15 protein-coding genes are annotated in these 15,816 nt (G+C 65.0%); 5 read left to right on the forward strand and 10 right to left on the reverse strand.

Annotated features, from left to right (window positions below; genetic code table 11):
* Window positions 1-37: 37 nt before the first annotated feature.
* Complete coding sequence (locus V6M89_RS19700; protein ID WP_332854761.1) at window positions 38-649, reverse strand: FMN-dependent NADH-azoreductase; 612 nt, start codon at window positions 647-649, stop codon at window positions 38-40.
* Between the two features lie 127 nt (window positions 650-776).
* Here V6M89_RS19700 and V6M89_RS19705 point away from each other — a divergent pair, with 127 nt between their 5' ends.
* Window positions 777-1,892: a LysR family transcriptional regulator gene (locus V6M89_RS19705; protein ID WP_332854762.1), complete on the forward strand. Its 1,116-nt coding sequence runs from the start codon at window positions 777-779 to the stop codon at window positions 1,890-1,892.
* Here the strand turns inward: V6M89_RS19705 and V6M89_RS19710 are convergent.
* From V6M89_RS19710 to V6M89_RS19725, 4 genes are all read right to left on the reverse strand, one after another.
* Window positions 1,870-2,178 carry a MerR family transcriptional regulator gene (locus tag V6M89_RS19710; RefSeq protein ID WP_332854763.1) on the reverse strand — a complete coding sequence of 103 codons (309 nt, stop codon included), beginning with the start codon at window positions 2,176-2,178 and terminating at the stop codon, window positions 1,870-1,872. The two genes, V6M89_RS19705 and V6M89_RS19710, sit on opposite strands and share 23 nt — an antisense overlap.
* Before the next feature lie 3 nt (window positions 2,179-2,181).
* Complete coding sequence (locus V6M89_RS19715) at window positions 2,182-3,120, reverse strand: DnaJ C-terminal domain-containing protein (protein ID WP_332854764.1); 939 nt, start codon at window positions 3,118-3,120, stop codon at window positions 2,182-2,184.
* A gap of 67 nt (window positions 3,121-3,187) precedes the next feature.
* A complete protein-coding gene (locus V6M89_RS19720; RefSeq protein WP_332854765.1) occupies window positions 3,188-3,523 on the reverse strand; it encodes a beta/gamma crystallin-related protein in 336 nt (111 codons plus the stop codon).
* Window positions 3,524-3,572: 49 nt separating this feature from the next.
* Window positions 3,573-4,229, reverse strand: coding sequence for a beta/gamma crystallin-related protein (locus V6M89_RS19725; protein ID WP_332854766.1), 657 nt, complete (start codon window positions 4,227-4,229; stop codon window positions 3,573-3,575).
* 178 nt (window positions 4,230-4,407) lie between these two features.
* Here V6M89_RS19725 and V6M89_RS19730 point away from each other — a divergent pair, with 178 nt between their 5' ends.
* The gene (locus V6M89_RS19730; protein WP_332854767.1) at window positions 4,408-5,817 is read left to right on the forward strand and encodes an MATE family efflux transporter; all 1,410 of its coding nucleotides are present in this window, start codon (window positions 4,408-4,410) and stop codon (window positions 5,815-5,817) included.
* 131 nt (window positions 5,818-5,948) lie between these two features.
* Window positions 5,949-8,165 carry a S9 family peptidase gene (locus tag V6M89_RS19735; protein ID WP_332854768.1) on the forward strand — a complete coding sequence of 739 codons (2,217 nt, stop codon included), beginning with the start codon at window positions 5,949-5,951 and terminating at the stop codon, window positions 8,163-8,165.
* A 90-nt stretch (window positions 8,166-8,255) separates the two neighbouring features.
* On the opposite strand, the gene V6M89_RS19740 is transcribed toward V6M89_RS19735, so the two are convergent.
* The 3 genes from V6M89_RS19740 to V6M89_RS19750 all read right to left on the reverse strand — a co-directional run bounded on the left by V6M89_RS19740 (window position 8,256) and on the right by V6M89_RS19750 (window position 11,288).
* Entirely contained in the window at window positions 8,256-8,447 is a 192-nt protein-coding gene (locus V6M89_RS19740) for a CsbD family protein (protein WP_332854769.1), read from the reverse strand.
* 119 nt (window positions 8,448-8,566) lie between these two features.
* Window positions 8,567-9,187, reverse strand: coding sequence for a class I SAM-dependent methyltransferase (locus V6M89_RS19745; RefSeq protein ID WP_332854770.1), 621 nt, complete (start codon window positions 9,185-9,187; stop codon window positions 8,567-8,569).
* Window positions 9,188-9,251: 64 nt separating this feature from the next.
* Window positions 9,252-11,288 (reverse strand): M13 family metallopeptidase, encoded by a 2,037-nt coding sequence (locus V6M89_RS19750; protein ID WP_332854771.1) that lies wholly within the window; start codon window positions 11,286-11,288, stop codon window positions 9,252-9,254.
* Between the two features lie 232 nt (window positions 11,289-11,520).
* Between V6M89_RS19750 and V6M89_RS19755 the strand changes: the two genes are divergently transcribed.
* Complete coding sequence (locus tag V6M89_RS19755) at window positions 11,521-12,348, forward strand: HDOD domain-containing protein (RefSeq protein ID WP_332854772.1); 828 nt, start codon at window positions 11,521-11,523, stop codon at window positions 12,346-12,348.
* 150 nt (window positions 12,349-12,498) lie between these two features.
* A complete protein-coding gene (locus V6M89_RS19760) occupies window positions 12,499-12,777 on the forward strand; it encodes a flagellar protein FliT (RefSeq protein WP_332854773.1) in 279 nt (92 codons plus the stop codon).
* A 130-nt stretch (window positions 12,778-12,907) separates the two neighbouring features.
* Here V6M89_RS19760 and V6M89_RS19765 read toward each other — a convergent pair whose 3' ends face one another.
* Both V6M89_RS19765 and V6M89_RS19770 read right to left on the reverse strand, forming a co-directional pair.
* Complete coding sequence (locus V6M89_RS19765; RefSeq protein ID WP_332854774.1) at window positions 12,908-14,134, reverse strand: aminotransferase class I/II-fold pyridoxal phosphate-dependent enzyme; 1,227 nt, start codon at window positions 14,132-14,134, stop codon at window positions 12,908-12,910.
* Between the two features lie 90 nt (window positions 14,135-14,224).
* Complete coding sequence (locus V6M89_RS19770; RefSeq protein WP_332854775.1) at window positions 14,225-15,754, reverse strand: type IV pilus assembly protein FimV; 1,530 nt, start codon at window positions 15,752-15,754, stop codon at window positions 14,225-14,227.
* Between the last annotated feature and the right edge of the window lie 62 nt (window positions 15,755-15,816).

The following is a 15,816-nucleotide window of genomic DNA, read 5'->3' on the forward strand; positions in this document are numbered from 1 at the left end:
ACCGCCGTCAGGGAGTTTTTCATTGAGGGGACTGCGCTTAAGCGGCGATCGCTTCGATCTTCGAGCGGCCCTTGGCGACGGCGGCGGCCACCGCTTCTTCGCCCATGGCCACGCCTTCGGCGACCACGAAGGTGACGTCGGTCATGCCCAGGAAGCCCAGCACCGAACGCAGGTAGGTAGTGACGTGGTCGTAGGCGGCCGCAGGGCCTTCGCTGTAGACGCCGCCACTGGCGACAAATACGATAACTTTCTTGCCGTGGACCAGGCCTTCAGGGCCGTTGGCGCCGTACTTGAAGGTGCGGCCGGCGCGCGCTACGTGGTCGATCCAGGCTTTCAGGCCGGAGGTCACCGAGAAGTTGTACATCGGCGCGCCGATGACGATGGTGTCGGCGGCCAGCAGTTCGTCGACCAAGGTGTCCGAGGTCTTGATGGTGTGGGCCTGGTCGGCGTTGCGCTGCTCGGCCGGGGTGAAGTAGGCGCCCATCATCTGCTCGGTCAGGTGCGGCACCGGGCTGGAGGCCAGGTCGCGGGTGACGACGGTGCCGGACGGGTTGGCCGCTTGCCATTTTGCTACGAACTCGCCGCCGAGCTGGCGCGACAGGGAGCCGGTTTGACGAACACTGCTGTTGATGTGGAGTACGGTTGCCATGATGCTGTTTCCTTTCGGGTGGGAGGGATTGCATTCATCATAGAACGAGTTTAATATCGATGAAACTGGGTAAATTTAAATCCTACCTATCGATATATTAGATATAAAACTCTCAACAAGGTGCAATATGCGCGATCCCGGCCTTCCCTCCCTCGACCAGCTGCGTGTGTTCATCGCCGTCATCGACCATGGCGGTTTCGCCCACGCGGCGCGCGCGCTGCACCGCACGCAGTCGGTGATCAGCTACACCATCGCCAACCTGGAGGAGCAGCTCAACATCGAGCTGCTGGACCGCAGCAAGCGCAAGCCGGTGCTGACCGAGGCCGGCAAGGCGCTGCTGGCCGATGCCCGCGCGGTGTCGCTCAAGGTGGACGGCATGCGAGCCCGCGCCAAGGCGCTGTCGGCCGGGCTGGAGGCGGAGGTGTCGGTGGTGGTCGACGTGATGTTCTCGACCTGCAAGCTGGTGCGCATCCTGCACGCCTTCCAGAAGGAATTCCCGACCGTGGCGATGCGCCTGCGCACCGAGGCGCTGGGCGCCGTCACCCAGCTGGTGCTGGAGCAGGAGTGCCACATCGGCATCAGCGGCTGGATGCCGGGCACGCCGGACACCATCGAGCGCCAGAGCTGCGGCTTCGTCACCATGGTGCCGGTGGCCGCGCCCGAGCATCCGCTGGCGCAGATCGAGGGCATCATCCCCAGCACGGTGCTGCGCGAGCACACCCAGCTGGTGTTGACCGACCGCAGTACGTTGACCAAGGGCCAGGACTTCGGCGTGCTGGCCCTGCGCGACTGGCGCCTGGGCGACCTCAGCTCCAAGCACGCGCTGCTGCGCAGCGGCATCGGCTGGGGCAATATGCCGGTCGAGTTCGTGCAGTGGGACCTGGATGCGGGACGACTGGTGCAGCTGCACATCAGCGAGGGCAGCGCGTTCAGCTTCCCTCTGTACGTGATACGGCGCGGCGACGAGGAGCCGGGGCCGGCCACGCGCTGGCTGATGCAGCAATTCCTGGAGCTGGAACAGCCCGGCGCGCCGCTGCCCAACCACGATATGCGGCCGGTGCCGGTGGCCGGCGATCCGGGCGTCAGCCATATGTACCACCGCCTCAGCGATCAGTCCGGGGCAGCCAAGCCCAAGGGCGAGCCGAACGGCGAGCCGAAAGGCAAGACGAAACACGCGCCGCCGACGGCCGACGTCCCGCCCGGCTTGACGGCGCCCTCGCCTATTTCACTCCGGCGGCGCTGAGCTTGCCGCGCAGGCGGCGGATTTCTTCCGACAGATCGACCACCAGCGCGGCGACGTCGTCGTTGGCGTCGAAGTCGCGCTCGACCTGGCACAGCCGGCGCGCGCGCACCAGGTCGGCGCTGGTGAAACGCCAGGCCACGTAGTCGCCGTCGGCGCCGTCGAGCAGGATGCCGGTGCGCACCCGCTGTAACACCCAGTCCGGCTCGACGGCGCAGGCTTGCGCCAGTTCTTCCACCGTCAGTGCGGCCTCATCGACCAGCACCGGATTCAAAATAGCCTGTCCCATCGCTCATCCTCCCGCGCGCGGGTTGAACGCCAGTTCGCGCGCCATCGTTTGATACAGTTCGCGTGCCTTGTCGCTGCTGGCCGGCGGCAGCACCACCTCCAGCAACAGGTAGAGATCGCCGGTGTCCTTGCCGGGGATGCCGCGCCCGCGCAGGCGCAGCTTGCGGCCGGTCTGCGAGCCGGCCGGCACCGTGACGGTGACCTTGCCGGACGGCGTGGCGACGTCGATCTCGCCGCCCAGCGCCAGCTCCCACGGCGCCACCGGCACCGTTTCGTAGACGTCGCGGCCGTCGATGCGGTAGCGGGCGTTGGGGCGGAACTGGATTTCCAGGTACAGGTCGCCCGGTCCGGCCGCGCCCGGCTGGCCCTGGCCCGACAGCCGCAATTGCTGGCCGGCCGTCACGCCCTTGGGGATGTTGACGCTGAGGTTGCGCTCGCGCGTGACGATGCGGTCCTGGGCGTCGCGCTCGGCCACGGTCAGGCCGATGGTGCGGGTGGCGCCGTGGTAGCTGTCGGCCAGGTCGATGGTGATGCTGGCGTGGCTGTCCTCGCCGCGCCTGGGCGGCGCCTGGCGACGACGGCCGCCGCCGCCCAGGTTGGCGAACAGGTCGGCAAAGAAGTCGCTGCCCATCGGGTCGCCGCCGAAGCCGCCGGCACCGGCGCCGCCGTTGCCGAAGCCACGGCCCCAGTCCGGCGGCGGACGGAATTCCTGGCCGGCGCGGTATTGGTGGCCGCGCCCGAGCTCGTCGTAGGCGGCGCGCTTTTCGGCGTCGCCCAGCACGCCGTAGGCTTCGTTGAGTTCCTGGGTCTTGTGCTGCGCATCGGCCTCCTTGCTGACGTCCGGATGGTATTTCCGGACCAGCTTGCGGTAGGCTTTCTTGATGTCATCCTCGCTGGCCGTCTTGGCCACGCCGAGGGTCTGGTAGTAGTCCTTGTATTCCACGTTGCGCGCTCCCGCTATGCATATGCCACAGTCTAGCGCCTATCGGGCGCCGGCGCCGTCCGCCTCGTCACTTATGTTCGCGCTTGTCGCTGGCGGCCGGCTTGGCGTCGATTTCGCGCACCGACGACATCATGTCGTTGAAATTTTTCAGTTCGGCGTACTCGCCCTTTTCCAGCACCAGGCATTTACCCTTGTAGTGCTTGTTCTCGCAGACCTCCCAGGTGCCGTTCTGCACGATCACGCTGGAGGTCTTGTCGTTGAAGCCCAGCTTGTCGAGGTCGGGCTCCGAGCCGTGCAGTTGCAAGGCCGGGCCGCCGAAATGCTCGCGCGTGTACAACGTGATGTCGCCCGCCTGCGCCGCCGCGGCGGCGCCCAGCAGGGTGGCGCACAGAAATCGGTTCATGGCCTGGTCTCCAGTTCGGGGCGGTGGCCTGCATGATAGCGCATGCCGGTCAGCGCACCCGGCGCAGCGAGGAGATCTGGTTGTTCATATCCTCCAGGCGCTCGTAGCGGCCCGGATCCAGCACGATGCAGCGGCCGCCGAAGTCGGCGTGCTCGCACAGTTCCCAGCGGCCTTCGTTGACGATGACGGAGCCGGCCTGGTCGTTGAAGTCATAGCGGTCCAGGGTGCGCACCTCGTTGTTGTGCAGCTCCAGCCTGGCGCCGTTGAAGCGCGACTTGGAAAACAGCACGATGGGGTCGCGGCGGTGGCCGTAGCCACGGTCGTCGTCGCGGTCGCCACGGCGGCCGCCGCGGTCGTCGCGCTCGTCACGGCCATCGCGGCCGCCGCCGCCGCTGACTTCGCGCACCGAGGAGACGGCGTCGTTGAAGCCGTCCATCTGCCGGTACTCGCCGCGTTCGAACGTCATGCAGCGGCCCTGGAAATTGGCGTGCTCGCACAGCTGCCAGGTGCCGGAACGCACGATCAGCGACGAGGTGCGGTCGTTGAAGCCGAGCGGCGCCAGGTCGGGCGTGTTGCCACGCAGCGTAAGCGGCTGACCGGAGAAGTTGGAATCGGTGTACAGCGTCAGCTCGCCCGCGTGGGCGGTAACAGCGGTCGCGGCCAGAAGAACGGCGGCGCAGGTCAGACGGTGCAGGAATGGTTTCATGATGAAGCTCGCTCAGGTAAAAAGTTAATCAGCCAGTGCCATGCACTAACAACGCGTATGCTAGCGCTTCGGCCGACAAGTCAATATGGCTAAATTGCAAGAAAATGTAATGATACAGCGCGGCGGACTGAAGCGGACCGGGTTAGAATTGTCGCCCGCCCTATTTTGACCGCCGCGCATGCCCCACGCCTTCACCCTGCCCAATCTCCGCCGTGAAACCGCCGCCCTGTGGCGCCTGGCCTGGCCGATGCTGATCGGCCAGCTGGCCACGGTCGGCATGGGCGTGGCCGACGTGGCGATGACCGGCCACGCCAGCGCCGACGAGCTGGGCGCGGTGTCGCTGGGGGCCTCGATCTGGTCGATCATCCTGGTCACCGTCAGCGGCACCATGATGGCGATTAACAGCGTGGTGGCGCACGACGTCGGCGCCGGCGAGCTGGGGCGCATTCCGCACGCGGTGCGGCAATCGCTGTGGAAGGCGCTGGGCGTGGGCGTGGCGGCCATGCTGCTGGCCAACCTGGCGACGCTGCTATTCGACCACCTGTACCTGACCCCGTATGTGCAGCGCCAGGCCGAGTTGTTCGTGCACGTGATCAGCATCGGCCTGCCGCCGTTCGCCGCCTACCGCGCGCTGTACGGCTACAGCACCAGCATCAACGAGACCAAGCCGGTGATGCTGATCGCGCTGCTGGGCCTGGCATTCAACGTGCTGGTCAACTGGCTGCTGATCTTCGGCCACTGGGGCTTGCCCAAGCTGGGCGGGGTCGGCTGCGCGGTCGCCACCGGCCTGTGCATGTGGCTGATGCTGGCCGCCATGCTGGGCTGGATGCGCGTGGCGCCGGCCTACCGCGCCACCTATCCGTTCACCCACTGGGAATGGCCGCACTGGCCGGAGATCCGCTCGATGCTGCGGCTGGGGCTGCCGATCGGCGTCACCTATTTCGCCGAGGTCAGCGCGTTCGGCGCGGTCAGCCTGTTGATCGCGCGCTACGGCGTGGTGCAGATTTCCGCCCACCAGATCGCGCTGAACTTTTCCTCGCTGGTGTTCATGGTGCCGCTCAGCTTTGGCATCGCGCTGATCACCCGCGTCGGCCAGGCGGTGGGCGAAGGCAATCCGGTGCGGGCCCGCTTCGTGGCCTGGACCGGGGTGTGGATGTCGCTGGCGTTTGCCGTGCTGTCGGCGCTGTTCATCGTGGTGTTCCGCCAGCAGATCGCCGAGGCCTACACCTCCGACCCGGCGGTGCAGGCGCTGTGCGTGCAGCTGCTGCTGTTTGCCGCGCTGTTCCAGCTGTCGGACGCCACCCAAGTGGCGACCTCGTGCGCGATCCGCGGCTACAAGGTCACGCGCCAGCCGATGCAGATCCAGCTGCTGGCGTTCTGGGGCTTCGCGCTGCCGCTGGGCTGCTGGCTGGGGCTGGCGCCGCAGTGGCTGCCGTGGGCGCCGGCGCAGCCGATGGCGGCGGCCGGCTTCTGGATCGGGCTGGTGCTGGGGCTGACGGTGGCGGCCGTGCTGCTGAGCTGGGCGCTGCAGCGGCTGTCGCTGGCGCGGGTGGCCGAGGGGCAGGTGGCCGAGACGCGGGCCGGCTGAGGCCATACACTCTGTTACCGACGCCGAAGGAAAAACGGTTTTCCTGCGCGGATTCAGAACATTGCCGTCTCGCCACAAACCGGCCGGTCTGGTATCGTCTTGGGTTCTGATAACCAAGAGACACTCACTCCATGCGCTTCATCCTCTGCTTCCTCGCCCTGCTGGCCGGCTCCCAAGCCTCGGCCGAAAAACTGACCCTGGACCGCCTGCATTCCGACCCGTCGCTGAGCGGCCCCGGCGTGCGCAGCCTGAAGGTGTCGCCGGACGGCGCCCGCGTGACCTTCCTGCGCGGCCGCGACGACAACCAGTTCCAGCTCGACCTGTGGGAATACAACCTGAAGGACAAGACCACGCACCGCCTGGTCGACTCCAAGATCCTGGTGCCGGAAGAGAACCTGTCGGACGCCGAGAAGGCCCGCCGCGAGCGCGAGCGCACCGCCAGCCTGAAGGGCATCCTCAGCTACAGCTGGTCGCCGGACGGCAAGCAGCTGCTGGTGCCGATCGCCGGCAACCTGTACCTGATCGACGCCAGCAAGCCGGACGCCGCGCGCATGGTGGCATCGGGCAATGTGCTCGATCCTAAGATTTCGCCGAAGGGCCGCTACGTGTCCTTCGTGCGCGACCAGAACCTGTATGTGATCGACCTGACCAGCGGCAAGGAAAAGCAGCTGACCAGCGACGGCAAGGGCACCATCCACAACGCCGAAGCCGAGTTCGTGGCGCAGGAAGAAATGGGCCAGACCAGCGGCTACTTCTGGGCGCCGGACGATTCCGCCATCGCCTACAAGCGCTACGACGAAGCGCCGGTGCCGGTGGTGCGCCGCTTTGAAATCTTCGCCGACCGCACCGACGTGGTCGAGCAGCGCTACCCTGCCGCCGGCGATCCGAACGTGCTGGTACAGCTGAAGATCGTCTCGCCGACCAGCGGCGAGATCCGCAACGTCGAGCTGGGCGCCAACGCCGACATCTACCTGGTGCGCGCCGACTGGAGCGGCAGCGCCAAGGCCTTGCTGTTCCAGCGCCAGAGCCGCGACCAGAAGACGCTGGAACTGGTGTCGGTCGACGCCGCCACGCTGGCGCAGAAAGTGCTGATCACCGAAACCTCGCCGACCTGGGTCAGCATCTTCGACGACCTGCGCTTCCTCGGCAACGACAAGGGCTTCATCTGGTCGTCCGAGCGCAGCGGCCGCAAGCACCTGTACCAGTACGATATGAACGGCAAGCTGCAACACGCCATCTCCAGCGGCGAATGGGGCATCGACCGCGTGCTGGCCGTGGATGAAAAAGGCGGCCGCGTATTCGTGCAATCGAACCGCGACGCCGTGATCGACAGCCAGACCTACGCGCTCAAGCTGGACGGCAGCACCGCCAACAAGCCGGTGCGCATCACCCAGGGCGACGGCTGGCACGATTCCTCGTTCGCCCGCAACGGCGAAGTGTTCGTCGACACCTATTCCGATCCGGACACGCCGCCGCAGGTCAGTATCCGCCGCCCGGACGGCGCGATGATCAGCTGGCTGGAGCACAACGAGCTGAACGCGTCCCACCCGTACGGCAAGTACCTGGACGCCCACCTGCGCACCGAGTACGGCAGCCTGAAGGCCAAGGACGGCCAGACGCTGTACTACTCGATGATCAAGCCGAGCGGCTTTGACGCGACCAAGAAATACCCGGTCTACCTGTCGACCTACGGCGGCCCGCACTCGCAGCACGTGGCTCGCCGCTGGGGCAACTTCTTCGACCAGTACATGGCGCAGCAAGGCTTCGTGGTGTGGCGACTGGACAACCGCGGTTCGTCGCGCCGCGAGCGCGTGTTCACCGACGCCAACTACCACAACCTGGGCAAGGTCGAGGTCGAAGACCAACTGACCGGCATCGAGTGGCTGGGCAAGCAGAGCTTCGTCGACGCCAAGCGCGTGGGCGTGTTCGGCTGGAGCTACGGTGGTTTCATGACCTTGCGCCTGCTGGCGGAAGCGTCGGACAAGATCGCGATGGGCGTGTCGGTGGCGCCGGTGACCGACTGGTCGCTGTACGACACCCACTACACCGAGCAGTTCATGGGCACGCCGAAAGAAAACGCGGCCGGCTATGAATCGGGCGGCGTGTACTCGCACCTGGACGGCCTGAAATCGCCGCTGCTGCTGATGCACGGCATGGCCGATGACAACGTGCTGTTCACCAACACCACGCGCATGATCGACGCGCTGGTCAAGCGCAATGTGCACTTCGAGCTGATGACCTATCCGGGCGCCAAGCACGGCATCTCGGGGCGCGGTCCGCAGCGCCATGTGTACGGCAACATCGAGGCCTTCTTCAAGAAGAACTTGATGCCGGAAACGACGAAGTAATCGCAGGACCTTGCAAACAACAACAGCCACGTGGCTTGGGACGGTCTTGACCGTCTTAAGCGCACGTGGCTGTTTTTTTTGCTACAACGATTAGTTGCGGTTGCCTTTGGAGATGTCTTTCACGGCTTCCTTGGCGTCGCCCAGGCCTTTTTGCAGCTTACCTTCAGCTTGCTTGTTCAGGCCCTTGGCTTGCTGCTCCGAACTGCCGACCACCTTGCCGGCCTCTTCCTGGATTTTGCCGCCGATGTCTTTCGCCGTACCTTTAACTTGATCCTTGTTCATAGTGAACTCCTTAGTGGGTGATGAAGCTACAGGACACACAGCGCTGTGCTGAGTGCATGGACCCCACTATAGGCAGACGCTAGCTGGCGCTCTGTGCGATTTCGCACCCATGGCGGCAATCAGATTTTGCGCCAGACGCTGGCCAGCCAGGGCTGCTGATCGCGCGGCAAGCCCTCGGGGCGATAGTAATGTTGGACTGCGATAAATCCTGCTGCCAGCAAGTAACGCTCCCAGGTGTCGTAATCGTAGTAGCTGCCGTAGCGCGGGCCGTTCCAGCCTTCACGGTTGTCGCCGCGCGGATTGGAGCTGAACAGCACGCCGCCGGTTTTCAGCGCGGCATGCAGGTCGCTCAGCACTTTCGGCAGCGCGGCGCTGGGCACGTGGAACAGCGAGGCGTTGGCGTAGACGCCGTCGAAAAAACCGGCGGGCAGATCGAGTTTGACGAAGTCCTGCTGCCATGCTTCGCAGCCGCTGTAGGCGCGCGCCATGTCGACGAATCGCGCCGAACCATCGATGCCGATCGCTTCGTGGCCCATGCTCTTGAAAGTCTTCAGGTCGCGGCCGGGACCGCAGCCCAGGTCCAGCAGGCGGTATGGCGCTGGGCCTTGTATCGCCGCCAGCAAGGCGGCGATGTTTTGGCTGACGTCGTGGTCGATGGTGCCGGCGAAAAACTGCTCGGCGTTGCGCTCGTAGTGCTGCAGCGTGGTGTGAGTGATCTGCTCGATAGGGTCGGGTTCCATGCCGCCAGTATATACGGCGGGCGCCGATTTCCGGAGCGCCCGCCGCACATCCTTCTTGCTCAACTTACCAGACGCGCACGCGGTCCTTCGGCGCCAGGTACAAGGTCTGTCCCGGCTGCACGTTGAAGGCCTGGTACCACGCATCCATATTGCGGACGGTGGCGGTGCGCCATTTGTCCGGCGCATGGCCGTCGGTCAGGATCGCGCGGCGCAGCGCGGCTTCGCGCTGCTTCTCGCGCCAGCTCATCGCATAGCCGGTGAAGAATTGCTGGTCCGCTTCCGCCGTCACGCGCTGCTTGTCCAACGTCGTGTGGTAAGCGTCGTACGATGCCGCGATCCCTGCCAGATCGGCCAGGTTCTCGCTCAAGGTCTGCTGGCCGTTGATGGCCAAATCCGGGAACGGCTTGTACGCCGAGTACTGCGCCGCCAACGCCGCCGAGGCCTGCTTGAAATGCTTGCCGTCGGACGCAGTCCACCAATCACGCAGGCGACCTTGCGAATCGAACTGCGCGCCCTGGTCGTCGAAGCTGTGGCTGATCTCGTGACCGATGGTGGCGCCGATGCCGCCGTAGTTCATCGCATCGCTGGCGTTCGGGTCAAAGTACGGCGGCTGCAGGATCGCGGCCGGGAAATTGATCGCATTCTGCATCGGCATGTTCACCGCGTTGACCAGTTGCGCCGGCATGCACCACTCGGCGCGGTCCACCGGCTGATGCAGCTTGGCCAGTTGCTGTTGCGTATGCACGCGTTGCGCGCGCAGCAGGTTGCCCAGCGCATCGCCCGGCACCACGTCCAGCTGCTCGTAGCTGGCCCACTTCTCCGGATAGCCTATGCCCACGTACAAGGTTTTCAGCTTGGCATGCGCTTCCTTCTTGGTGGCCGGGGCCATCCACGCCAGCTGGTCGATGCGGGTATGGAAGGCATCGACGATCTTGCCCACCATCTGCTGCAAGCGCTGCTTGGACTCGGGCGGGAAATACTTGGCGACATAGACCTTGCCCAGCGCATCAGGCATGGCCGCATTGACGGCGGCCAGGCTGCGTTTCCAGCGCAGCGATTGCTCAGGCGTGCCGTTCAGCGTGCGGCCATAAAAATCGAAGTGCTGGTCGGCCAGCGCCTTCGGCAGCGCGCTGCTGGCCTTGTTGATGCGGTGGAAGGTGAGGAAATCCTTCCACGTTTCCAACGGCACCGACTGCACCAGCTTGGCTGCGCCGACGATGGCGGTCGGATGCCAGACGATGAATTTCTTCTGCTCGCCCAGGCCCGCGCTGGCGAAGTAGGCCTTCCAGTCCAGGCCCGGCGCCTTGCGCGCGAAATCGGCGGCGCTCCAGTTGTTGTTGGCCTTCAGCACGTCGGACGACACTTCGCGGCTGGCGTGCGCCAGCGCGATCTTGCGTTCCAGTTCGAACACGCGCGCGGCGCGCGCATCCGCGTCGGCGATGCCGGCCAGCTTGAAGGTGGCGGCGATGTGCGCCTGGTACTGGCCGCGCAGCTTTTGCATGGCCGGCTTGGCGTCCAGATAGTAGGCGCGGTCCGGCATGCCCAGTCCACCTTGCAACAGGTAAGGCGTGTAGTGCGTCGAGTCCTTCAAACCTTGCGCGACCCACAGGCCGAACAGGTTTTCGGTGAAGAAATTGGTGGCGTTGAGCGGATCGACATCGGCTTGCAGCGAACCGCCCAGCGCCTCGGCCAACGCGCGCTTGTCGGCTATGGCGGCGATCTTTTGCAGCAGCGGCTGCAACGGCGCCAGGCCCCTGGCCTCGATCCCCGCCTCGTCCATGAAGGCGGCGTAGTAGTCGGCGATTTTCTTCGCCTCGGCGTCGGCCGGCTGCGCCGCCATCGCCTCGATCAATTTGACGATGCGCTGGTTGGTGTCCTCGATCAGCGCATTGCCCACGCCCCAGCCGCTGCGGTCGGCCGGGATCTCGACGCTGTTGAGCCAGTCGGCGTTGACGTAATCAAAAAAATCGTCGCCCGGCAGCACCGCGCTTTTGGCGGCGGCGGTCGATGGGGCGGCGGAGGTCGGCTCGGCGCGCAGCGGCGCGGCCAGCATCAGGGCGGCGCATACGGCGATGCTTAACTTGCTTGCAGATGGGTGCATGGGAGTCCCTTGGTCGTGGATCTGGTTGAATGTCAGGCGTGGTACGCCAGCGTGCACTGTATCGCCGCGGCGCGCCCGGCGATGCGGCTTTGCGACGAACGGCGGATTTGACGGAATAGATGGTAGCAACTCGGCAGAAAAGAGACGCCCGCCCCGCAAAATTGTTTCATTCAACGGGCGAATCGCTATATAGTTAGCCTATAGCAACGCGCTAACAACCCAGGAGATAAATATGAAACTTGATGCCCTGTTCCAGAATCCAACTGCGTTGCCCACCGCGCCTAAAGTCGTGGAAGAGCTGATCAGCAGTTTCGACAAGGCCAGCGTTTCGACCGAAGAGATCGCGAAGAAACTGTCGACGGATCCTGTGCTGAGCGCCAAGCTGCTGCGCCTGGCCAACTCGGCCTACTATCACGTCTCGCGCAGCATCGGCACGGTGGAAGACGCGGTGCTGATGCTTGGCTTCGTGACCGTGCGCACGCTGGTCATCAGCTCCGGCCTGGTCAGCGGCTTCAAGACCGTGCCCGGCCTCGACCTCAAGCAATTCTGGCGCTACAGCCTGCACACCGCGGTGTCGGCCAAGTGGATTGCCAAGAAAACCAAGGAAAACACCGACCTCGCCTTCACCATCGGCATGATGCACGCCATCGGCCAGCTGGTGATCCACTCGGCGATGGCCGAACAGGCGATGGCGCTCGACAAGGTGGCCGGTCCGCTGGATTCGCGCCGCCTGGACGCCGAGCAAACCTCGTTCGGCTTCACCTTCGCCGACGTCGGCGCCGAACTGGCCAAGCGCTGGAAGTTCCCGCTGACCTTCTCGGAAACCATCCTGGCCTTCCCCGAGCCGCACCATAACGGCGAGCTGAACCGCCTGGCCGCCGTGGTCTCGCTGGCAGCGTGGCGCGCCCGCGTCGAGCAGGCCGGCCTGAACGACGACGAAATCGCCGCCTGCTACCCGTCCGACCTGGCCGAGGAACTGGGCCTGGACGACAACGCGCTGATCGACGAAATGCCGTCGCCGGACGAACTGAGCGCCGGCCTGGAAGAGCTGGTCAAATAAGCCAGCTTGTTTTTTAAGTCACGAAAAGCCCCGCATGGGGCTTTTTTTCGACTTTTTTCAAATATTTTTTCAAAACACCCTAAAGTTCCCGTTTAAGGCGACGTTAATCAGGACATGCGGTAATCCGTTTTAACTAGCCAGGGTGAGAACATGACCTCCACCGAAGTCCTCTCGATGTACGAAAATATTGCCGGTTTGACCAATCAAATGGCCGCCGCCGCACGTCTGGGTGATTTCGACGGCCTGAGCCGCCTGGAAGCGCAATGCGCCAGCGAAGCCCGCGCAGCCGGTACCGGCGTACCAGCCCTGAGCGGCGCCCCGCGACTGCGCAAGATCGACCTGCTGAAACAAATCCTGGCCAACGACCGCGCCATCCGCGACGTCACCGAGCCTTGGCTGAACAATGTACCCGGCGTGACGCATCAGTAAAATCCGCAAAAAGATCAAAAGCGCCGAATCCGGCGCTTTTTTTTTGCCCGCTTAAGACGCTCCCCCCCCTTAAAACCCAAAAGGGTCAGACCCCGTACGGGGTCTGACCCTGGTGTGCCGCAGTGCGGGCTTACGCCGCCAACGCCACTTTCAGCGACAACGCAATACCTTGCGCCGCCTTGGTGATCTCATCCAGCGACGGGAAACTCGGCGCGATACGGATATGGCTATCCTTAGGATCGTTACCGTAAGGGAAAGCCGCACCAGCCGGCGTCAGCGTGATGCCCGCTTCCTTGGCCAGCGCCACGGTGCGCTTGGCCGAACCGTCCGGCGTCACCAGATCGATGAAGTAGCCGCCTTGCGGACGGGTCCACGACACGCCCGGCACATCCGCCAGATAGTGCTCGAACTGCGCCAGCACAGCATCGAACTTCGGCTTCAGCAGCAAACGATGCTGTTCCATCAAAGCTTCCACCGTCGCCACATCCTTCAGGAAACGCACATGGCGCAGCTGGTTGATCTTGTCCGGGCCGATGCTGCGGATACCCGCATGCTTGGTCCACCAGGCGATATTGGCCGGCGAGGCAGCCAGCGCGGCGACGCCCGAACCGGCCCAGCTCACCTTCGACGACGACGCGAACACGATCGCGCGGTCCGGGTTGCCGGCCTTGGCGCAGGCGTCCAGGATATTGGCCACTTCCAGTTTTTGCTCGCCCAGATGGTGGAAACGATAAGCGTCGTCCCACATCAGGCGGAAGTCCGGCGCCGCCGTCTTCATCGCCGCCAGGCGGGCCACCACGGCGTCCGAAAACACCACGCCGCCCGGATTGCTGTACTTCGGCACGCACCACATGCCCTTGATGCTGGCATCCTCGGCCACCAGTTTTTCCACCAGATCCATGTCCGGACCGGCTTCGGTCATCGGAATGTTGATCATCTTGATGCCGCGCGCTTCGCAGATGGCGAAGTGGCGGTCGTAGCCTGGCACCGGGCACAGGAAGGTCACCGGCTCGCGCACCCACGGCGCATTGCCAGGCGTGCCGTTGAGCAGGCTGTAGATGATCACGTCATGCATCAGCGACAGGCTGGCGCTGCTGTCGACCACCACTTGCGCGGCAGGCACGTCCAGCAGCTTGCCGAACAGTTCGCGCGCTTCCGGCAGGCCGATGGTGCCGCCGTAGTTGCGGCCATCGGTGCCGTCGGCGGCCTTGTAGCCGTCCAACGACGCCATCAGCGCATTCGACAAATCCAGTTGCTCGGGGGCTGGCTTGCCACGGGACATGTCCAGCTTCAGGCCGAGTTGTTTGAAAGCTTGGTATTGCTCGTGATGCTGAGAAGGGAGATCTACTGCGGTCATAGCGCTCTTTCAGTATGGGGAAGACGGAGGGGGTCGAATACTATACCCCAGATTGCCTGGCCTCGATAAGAGCGTACAGTTATATACTTATTACTGCTGCATCATTGATTCCGGCGTGACTTCGTGCAGCGGCGGCGCCTCCACAGGCGGGTCGCCCTCGCCGGCCGGCTTTTTCTTGCGGAATCCCTGCCAGATTTTCAGCGGCCCGGCGCCGCGTTTCTTGCGCAGGTAGAAGTAGCCGCCAGCGCCCAGCAACAGGGCCAGCACGCCCGCGCCAGCGGCGATCAATGGCATATTGCTGGCAGCCGGTTCTGGCGGTTTTTCCTTTTTGTACTTCAGCTTAGGCAACACGCGCACCTTCTTGACCGGTGCCGACGCCTCCTCAGCGGCGGATGCCGATGCCGAGCCGCCGGACGCCACCGCACTGGCCGCCGCCGCGCTCGCCGCAGAAGCCGATGCTGATGCCGACGCGCCATGCGCTACGGCCGGTACAGCCGCAGCCGCCGTTGCCTGAACCGACGCTGCGTGCACCGCCGAAGCGGCCGCTGCATGCCCAGCCGCAACCCCGCCACTTGCCGCGCCGCCGTGCGCCCCCGCCGATGCAGAGGACGGCAACGCAGCCGGCGCCGCACTGGCCGCCCCGCCTTTCGCCGCCAACGCCCCTTGCAGCAGCTTCACCTTGCCCTCCAGCTCGACCAACTTGCTGGACAATTCCACACTGTGCGTATCCAGCGCCGCGCATTCTTTCGCACTCATGCCGGACGGCGTGCAAGCAGCCGGAGCCGCCGGCCGTTTCACGCCCTTAGGCAGCGGCAACGGCGCCAAGGGCAACAAAGCCTGCGCCACGCCCAGCGGCACACCGCCGTCGCCCCGCGCCGCTTCGTTGCTGGCCGACGGTAGCGCCGGCGCAGGACGTGGCGCCAAGCGCGGCGTCGAGCCCATCGCATCGGCTATGCGCTCCGGCAAATTCCGCACCGCCGCCGACGGCCGCCGCGACGGCGCCGTCCGCAAGCCACCCGGTTCACCCACTTCGGATTCATGCGCCGACGGCATCGGCGCTGGCCGCGTCCTGTCCCGCACCGGCGCCACGGCCGGCGCCTCAGGCACCGCGACCGGTGCCGGCGCAGAGGCCAAAGCCGCCTCCCTGGCCGCCCGCTCCGCCCGCGCCAACGCGGCCGCCTGCGCCGCCGTCATGGCCGGAGGTGGTGGCGGCGCCGGATTCGGATCCGCCTGCAACCACACGGTCGCCGCGCGCACATCCTGGCGCCCGGCGGCGCTCAGCTCCAGGAACAAATGCACATACTCGGCATCGATATTGCGGGTGGTGGTGATATGCAGGAACTGCCGGCCATCGCGCCGCACCACCGACAGGTGCACCGACGCCAGCGCCGGATTCATGCTGATGTTCGCGCCGCGAAACACATCCTGCTGCGCCAGCCGGACCTGCAAGGCCGACACCTCGTCCGGCGCCAGCTGCACCAGCTCGATATCGGCCGCCAGCGGCTGGCCGATGTAGGAACGCACGGCGATATCGCCCAGTTCCGCCGCCGGCGCGGCGGCCGCCAGCAGCAACGCGCTGGCGCAAGCAAAGATCGTGGTCAGGAATGGTGTGCGCTGCATGTCGGGGTCGCTTGGACGCGAATTCTTAAAGTGTATCAGCTATAACGGCTGATTTTCCCGGT

The organism is Duganella sp. S19_KUP01_CR8, from assembly GCF_036688705.1.
Taxonomy (GTDB): domain Bacteria; phylum Pseudomonadota; class Gammaproteobacteria; order Burkholderiales; family Burkholderiaceae_D; genus Rugamonas.